6 protein-coding genes and 1 pseudogene are annotated in these 6,386 nt (G+C 72.7%); 6 read left to right on the top strand and 1 reads right to left on the bottom strand.

From position 1 onward, the window contains the following. The 6 genes and pseudogenes from VLJ82_RS02035 to VLJ82_RS02010 all read left to right on the top strand — a co-directional run. Window positions 1-382, top strand: a pseudogene (locus tag VLJ82_RS02035) (deoxyribose-phosphate aldolase); the annotation flags it as partial. Window positions 383-390: 8 nt separating this feature from the next. Further along, window positions 391-1,899 (top strand): aldehyde dehydrogenase family protein, encoded by a 1,509-nt coding sequence (locus VLJ82_RS02030; RefSeq protein ID WP_408661654.1) that lies wholly within the window; start codon window positions 391-393, stop codon window positions 1,897-1,899. 1 nt (window position 1,900) lies between these two features. Beyond that, a complete protein-coding gene (locus VLJ82_RS02025; RefSeq protein WP_408661653.1) occupies window positions 1,901-2,803 on the top strand; it encodes an aldehyde dehydrogenase family protein in 903 nt (300 codons plus the stop codon). Window positions 2,804-2,919: 116 nt separating this feature from the next. Then, on the top strand, window positions 2,920-3,549 hold the full coding sequence (locus VLJ82_RS02020; protein WP_408661652.1) for a hypothetical protein: 630 nt from the start codon (window positions 2,920-2,922) through the stop codon (window positions 3,547-3,549). Further along, window positions 3,533-4,939 carry an amidase family protein gene (locus VLJ82_RS02015; protein WP_408661651.1) on the top strand — a complete coding sequence of 469 codons (1,407 nt, stop codon included), beginning with the start codon at window positions 3,533-3,535 and terminating at the stop codon, window positions 4,937-4,939. The genes VLJ82_RS02020 and VLJ82_RS02015 overlap by 17 nt, the downstream gene beginning before the upstream one ends. Before the next feature lie 3 nt (window positions 4,940-4,942). Further along, entirely contained in the window at window positions 4,943-5,749 is an 807-nt protein-coding gene (locus VLJ82_RS02010; RefSeq protein WP_408661650.1) for a DUF429 domain-containing protein, read from the top strand. Here the strand turns inward: VLJ82_RS02010 and VLJ82_RS02005 are convergent. Continuing rightward, window positions 5,739-6,386, bottom strand: a 648-nt coding sequence (locus VLJ82_RS02005) for an adenosine deaminase family protein (protein WP_408661649.1), incomplete at its 5' end; no start/stop codon positions are given. The two genes, VLJ82_RS02010 and VLJ82_RS02005, sit on opposite strands and share 11 nt — an antisense overlap.

Raw genomic sequence — 6,386 nt, 5'->3', positions numbered from 1 at the left:
GACCGGCGAGCTGGTCACCCTGGACTCGGTCCGGCGGGCGTCCTGGCTGGCCCTGCTGGCCGGCGGCGACTTCATCAAGACCTCGACCGGCAAGATCAGCCCGGCCGCCACCCCGCCGGTGGCGCTGGTGATGCTGCAGGCGGTCCGGGACTTCGCGGCCCGCACCGGCGAGGTGCGCGGGGTGAAGCTGGCCGGCGGGATCCGCACCAGCAAGGAGGCGATCCGCTACCTGGTGATGGTCAACGAGGTGGCCGGGCAGCGCTGGCTGGATCCGGCCTCGTTCCGGTTCGGCGCGTCCTCGCTGCTCAACGACCTGCTGCAGCAGCGGCACAAGCTGACCACCGGTGCCTACGACGGCCCCGACTACGTCTCGATCGACTGAGGTAGCAGATGACCGACCAGCCGACCGCCGTGCCCGCCGCCGGGCAGCCGACCGGGCTGCCCGCCGAACGATCCGGCGCCAGTCCGTTCAGCTACGCACCCGCGCCGGAGTCCCGCGCGATCGCCCGGCTCAGGCCCTCATACGGCATCTTCGTCGACGGCGAGTTCCGCGACGGCCGGGGCGAGGCGGTCAAGACCATCAACCCCGCCTCGGAGGAGCCGCTGGCCGAGGTCGCCGAGGCGAACGCCGCCGACGTCGCCGACGCGGTGGTCGCCGCCCGGCGCGCCTACGAGGGCACCTGGTCGCGGCTGCCGGGCTCGGAGCGGGCGAAGTACCTGTTCCGGATCGCCCGGGCCATCCAGGAGCGGGCCCGGGAGCTCGCGGTGCTGGAGTCGCTGGACAACGGCAAGCCGATCAAGGAATCCCGCGACGTCGACGTCCCGCTGGCCGCGGCGCACTTCTTCTACTACGCCGGCTGGGCCGACAAGCTCGGCTACGCCGGCTTCGGGCCGGCTCCCCGGCCGATCGGCGTCGCCGGCCAGATCATTCCGTGGAACTTCCCGCTGCTGATGGCGGCCTGGAAGATCGCCCCGGCGCTGGCCACCGGCAACACCGTGGTGCTCAAGCCGGCCGAGACCACGCCGCTGACCGCGCTGACGCTGGCCGAGATCATCGCCGAGTGCGACCTGCCGCCCGGCGTGGTCAACGTGCTGGCCGGCGGGCCGGCGGTCGGCCAGGCGCTGGTGGAGCAGCCCGGCGTGGACAAGCTCGCCTTCACCGGCTCGACCGCGGTGGGCAAGGAGCTGCAGCGCTCGGTGGCGACGTCCGGCAAGCGGCTGTCGCTGGAGCTGGGCGGCAAGGCGGCCAACATCATCTTCGACGACGCGGCCATCGACCAGGCGGTCGAGGGCGTCGTCAACGGGATCTTCTTCAACCAGGGCCACGTCTGCTGCGCCGGCTCCCGGCTGCTGGTGCAGGAGTCGGTGCACGACGAGGTTGTCGCCGCCCTGCAGGACCGGCTGCAGACGCTGCGGCTGGGTGACCCGCTGGACAAGAACACCGACATCGGGGCGATCAACTCCGCGGCCCAGCTGGCCCGGGTCCGGGAACTGGCCGACGTCGGCGAGGCCGAGGGCGCCACCCGGTGGTCGCCGGCCTGCACCTTGCCGGACCGGGGTTTCTGGTTCCCGCCGACGGTGTTCCTCGGCGCCAACCAGGCCAGCCGGATCGCCCAGGAGGAGATCTTCGGGCCGGTGCTGACGGTGCTGACCTTCCGCACCCCGCAGGAGGCGGTGGACAAGGCCAACAACACCCCGTACGGGCTGTCGGCCGGCATCTGGACCGAGAAGGGGTCGCGGATCCTCTGGATGGCCAACCGGCTGCGAGCCGGGGTGGTGTGGGCCAACACCTTTAACCGGTTCGACCCGGCCTCGCCGTTCGGTGGGTACAAGGAGTCCGGCTACGGACGCGAGGGTGGCCGGCACGGCCTGGCCGCCTACCTCGAAGGCGAGGTCTGAGATGGCCAAGTCCAAGCACGAGTCTTCGGAGAACGGGGCCGAGGTGGCCGGCCGGCTGGCGGTCCGCAAGACCTACAAGCTCTACATCGGCGGGGCGTTCCCCCGGTCGGAGTCCGGCCGGTCCTACCCGGTCACCGACCCGTCCGGCACGCTGCTCGCGCACGCCGCACAGGGTTCCCGCAAGGACCTGCGCGACGCGGTGACGGCGGCCCGCAAGGCGTTTGCCGGCTGGTCCGGGGCCACCGCCTACAACCGCGGCCAGGTGCTGTACCGGATCGCGGAGATGATGGAGGGCCGGCGCGAGCAGTTCGTCGCCGAGGTGCGGGCCGCCGAGGGCGGCTCGGCGGACGAGGCCGCCGCGCAGGTGGACGCCGCGATCGACCGCTGGGTCTGGTACGCCGGCTGGAGCGACAAGTACGCCCAGGTGGTGGGCGGTTCCAATCCGGTGGCCGGGCCGTACTTCAACTTCTCGCTGCCCGAGCCGTCCGGCGTGGTGGGCATCGTCGCGCCGCAGGAGTCCTCGCTGCTCGGTTTCGTCTCGGTGGTCGCGCCGGCGCTGACCACCGGCAACACCGTGGTGGTGCTGGCCTCGTCCGAGCGCCCGCTGCCGGCCGTCTCGCTGACCGAGGCGCTGGCCACCTCGGACCTGCCGGGCGGGGTGCTCAACCTGCTCACCGGGTCGGTGGCCGAGCTCGCGCCGTGGCTGGCCGGCCACCGCGACGTCAACTGCCTGGACCTGACCGGGGTCGAGCCCGCCGACCGGGTGCCGCTGGCGCGGGCGGCGGCCGACACCGTCAAGCGGGTGCTGGCACCGGCACCGCTGGACCTGGCCGCCGAGCCCGGCATGTCCCGGCTGGCTGCCTTCGTCGAGACCAAGACGGTCTGGCACCCGCTGGGCGTCTGAGGCGTCCCTGGCCAGGCAACTATTCCTGCAGGGTGCAGAAATAGTTGCAAGCCGTCAGCCGGGTGTTCTCGGGCCCGGCGTCGGCGAAATCGCGTTCACCGGCTAAGTTGCCTGTCATGCCGTCTTTCGTCGATCCGATCGTCGCCGTGTCGCTGTCCGCCAACGGTCGTACCGGCCTCACCCTGTTCGCCCCGCCCTGGGAGGACGCCGACGGTGAGGAGTGGCAGGGCTTTCTCGGCGACGGTGCCAAGATCGTGCTGCTCGGCACCCCGGACGAGCTCAACACCTGGCTGGGCGACAACCCCGACCACGACCTGGCCGACCACCCGGCGTGGCCGGCCTTCGTCAACCAGGGCAAGCGCGCCCTGACGCCGGCTGCCGAGGCGCACTACGACTTCGACCGGGTCTACGAGCTCGCCGCGGGCGAGCCGGACGCCGAGACGGTCTCCGAGCTCGCCGACACCGTCGACATGGCCGCCCGGGTTGCCGACTGCTGCGAGGACGGCATGCTGCGCTCGCTGCTGACCGGGACCCGGGAGTACGCGCTGCTGGTCGAGGGCGAGACCGGCTACTCCGGCAGGGACGGCTCGGCCGAGTGGTCCGCGCTGGGCGACGTGATCGCCGGCAGCTGGGAGCGCGCACTCGGCCGGATCGAGTCCTGGCTGCGGTGGGAGGGCTCGTCCGCCGTTCCGGTGCCGGCCGCCGAAGACAGCGCCTCCGAAGACCTCGATGCCGAGTCCAGCTGAGCACACCGCGGCCGAAGCCGGCCGGCTGCTGGCCGACGGGACGCTGACCGCCCGGGAGCTCAGCGACTTCTACCTCGACCGGATCTCCCGGCTCGACCCGCAGCTGAACGCGGTGCTCGCCGTGGACGCCGACGGTGCCCGGGAAGCAGCCGAGGCCAGCGACGCCCGCCGCCGGGCCGGCATTCCGCTCGGGCCGCTGGACGGCGTGCCGGTGCTGATCAAGGACAACATCGAGGCCGTCGGGCTGCCCGGCACGGCCGGCTCCCGGGCACTGCTCGGCTCGCCACCGGACCGGGACGCCCCGCTGATCGAGCGGCTGCGCGGTGCCGGCCTGGTGCTGCTGGGGGCTACCAACCTGTCGGAGTGGGCCAACTTCCGCTCGACCGCCTCCACCAGCGGCTGGAGCGCGGTCGGTGGGCAGACCCGCAACCCGTTCGACCCGGGCCGCAACACCTCCGGCTCGTCGTCGGGGTCGGCGGCGGCGGTCGCGGCGGGCTTGGTCCCGCTGGCGGTCGGGACCGAGACCGACGGCTCGATCGTCTCGCCGGCCGGGGTGTGCGGGGTGGTGGGCTTCAAGCCGACCCTCGGCCGGGTTCCCGGCGCCGGCATCGTGCCGATCAGCTCCCGGCAGGACACCGCCGGGCCGATGGCCCGGACCGTCGCCGACGCAGCAGCGCTGTTCGCGGTGCTGGCCGGCGGGATCCCGCGGTGGCCGCAGCCCGGGTCGCTGGCCGGCCGCCGGGTGGCGCTGTGGCGACCGGACGGGATGACCGACGAGGTCACGGCGACCTTCGACGCGGTGGCCGAGCGGCTGCGCCAGGCCGGCTGCACGCTGGCCGAGACCCGCGCGGCGACGTCGAGCCCGTTCGAGGACGCCGAGTTCGCCGCGCTGCTGGCCGAGTTCTCGGTGGAGCTGCCGGCCTACCTGCGGGCCCGGCCGGGTGAGCATCCGCGCGAGTGGGACGAGCTGCTGGCCTTCAACCGGGCCGACGAGGTGGAGCTGTCCCGGTTCTCCGACGAGATCTTCGGGCTCTGCGCGGAACTCGAGGGCGGGGTCGAGTCCGAGGAGTACCGCCGGGCCCGCGACACCGCCGACAGCGCCTGCCGGCAGGCGCTGGCCGAGGTGCTCGGCGATGCCGAGTTCGCGCTGGCGCCCACCAACTCCCCGGCCTGGCCGATCAGCTACGGCGGGCCGGACGAGCACGGCCTGCTCACCTCGTCGCTGTGTGCGGTGACCGGCGCGCCGTCGGTCAGCCTGCCGGCCGGCACCGGGTCCGGCCTGCCGATCGGGGTCAGCGTGCTCGGCCGGCGCGGCGACGACGAGCGGCTGCTGGCCTTCGCCGCCGACCTGCAGGCCGTCCTACCGGTGCCGCGTTTTCCGGAGCTGTAGCGAGTGGGCGGCGATCTGCCGGCCAGGACGGTCGGCATCGACCTGGCCGGCAGCTACAAGCGGACCGCGGTGTGCCAGGTGGACTGGCTGCCCGGCGAGGTGCGCATCGAGTTTCCGGAGGACTGTGAGGACCCAGCGCTCGTCGCGCTGCTGGTAGACAACATCCGGGCCGGGCACTGGATCGGCATCGACTGCCCGCTGGGCTGGCCGGTGGACTTCGTGGACACGGTGGTCGCCCACAACACGCGTGCCGCGCTGCCGTCACCGTCCGCGCTGATCCGCCGGTCCGGGCATAAGGTGCTCAATCCGCTGCTGTACCGGATGACCGACGAGGTGATCTGGAACCTGACCGGGTCCCGGCCGCCGCTGTCGGTGGCGGCCAACCTGCTCGGTGTGGTGGCGCTGCGCTGTGCCCGGATCCTGGCCGCTGTCGAACGGGAGTGCGGCCGGCCGATCGACCGGGCCGGCGGTCCGGTCGTGGAGGTGTATCCCGCGGCGACCCTGCGCACCTGGCAGTTGACCGGCCGGGACAGCTACAAGCGGCCGCAAGCGCGGCCGGCCCGGCGGGCCATCCTCGAGCTGTTGCAGCAGGCGCTCGGCGTGCGGTTCGCGGCCGAGGTGGCTGAACGCTGCCTGGTCAGCCACGACTCGCTGGACGCGCTTCTCGCCGCGTTCGCCACCCGGGCGGCCGCGCTCGACAGGACGCACCTTCCGGAGAGCGGCACCGAGACCGAACGTGCCGCAGTGGAGGGTTGGATTCACCTGCCGGCTTGCTCGCCGCGGGAACTGCTGGAGTGCATTACAGGTTGAGCGCGGCGTAGCCGGGCTTGATCTGGCCGTTGATGATGGCCAGCCGGTCGTCGAACGGGATGAAGGCGCTCTTCATGGCGTTGATGGTCAGCCACTGCAGATCCGTCCAGGTGTAGCCGAACGCCTCGGACAGCAGGGTCATTTCCCGGGTCATCGACGTCCCGCTCATCAGCCGGTTGTCGGTGTTGACGGTGACCCGGAAGTGCAGCCGGCGCAGCAGGCCGATCGGGTGCTCGGCGATCGAGGCCGCGGCACCGGTCTGGATGTTGGACGACGGGCACATCTCCAGCGGGATCCGCTTGTCCCGGACGTACTGCGCCAGCCGGCCCATCTCGGCCGAGGCGACCTGCTCCTCCAGGCCGCCGGCCGAACCGGCGGTGGAGATGTCGTCGATGATCCGGACCCCGTGGCCGAGCCGGTCCGCGCCGCACCACTGGATCGCCTCCCAGATCGAGGGTAGCCCGAACGCCTCGCCGGCATGGATGGTGAAGTGGAAGTTCTCCCGGCGCAGGTACTCGAAGGCGTCCAGGTGCCGGGTGGGCGGGAAGCCGGCCTCCGCGCCGGCGATGTCGAAGCCGACCACGCCGCGGTCGCGGTAGGCCACCGCCAGCTCGGCGATCTCGCGGGACCGGGCGGC

The organism is Jatrophihabitans sp. (genome assembly GCF_035474675.1).
GTDB lineage: Bacteria > Actinomycetota > Actinomycetes > Mycobacteriales > Jatrophihabitantaceae > Jatrophihabitans_A.
The sequence above is the reverse complement of the archived record's forward strand: the minus strand, read 5'-3'. Positions and strand labels throughout refer to the sequence as shown.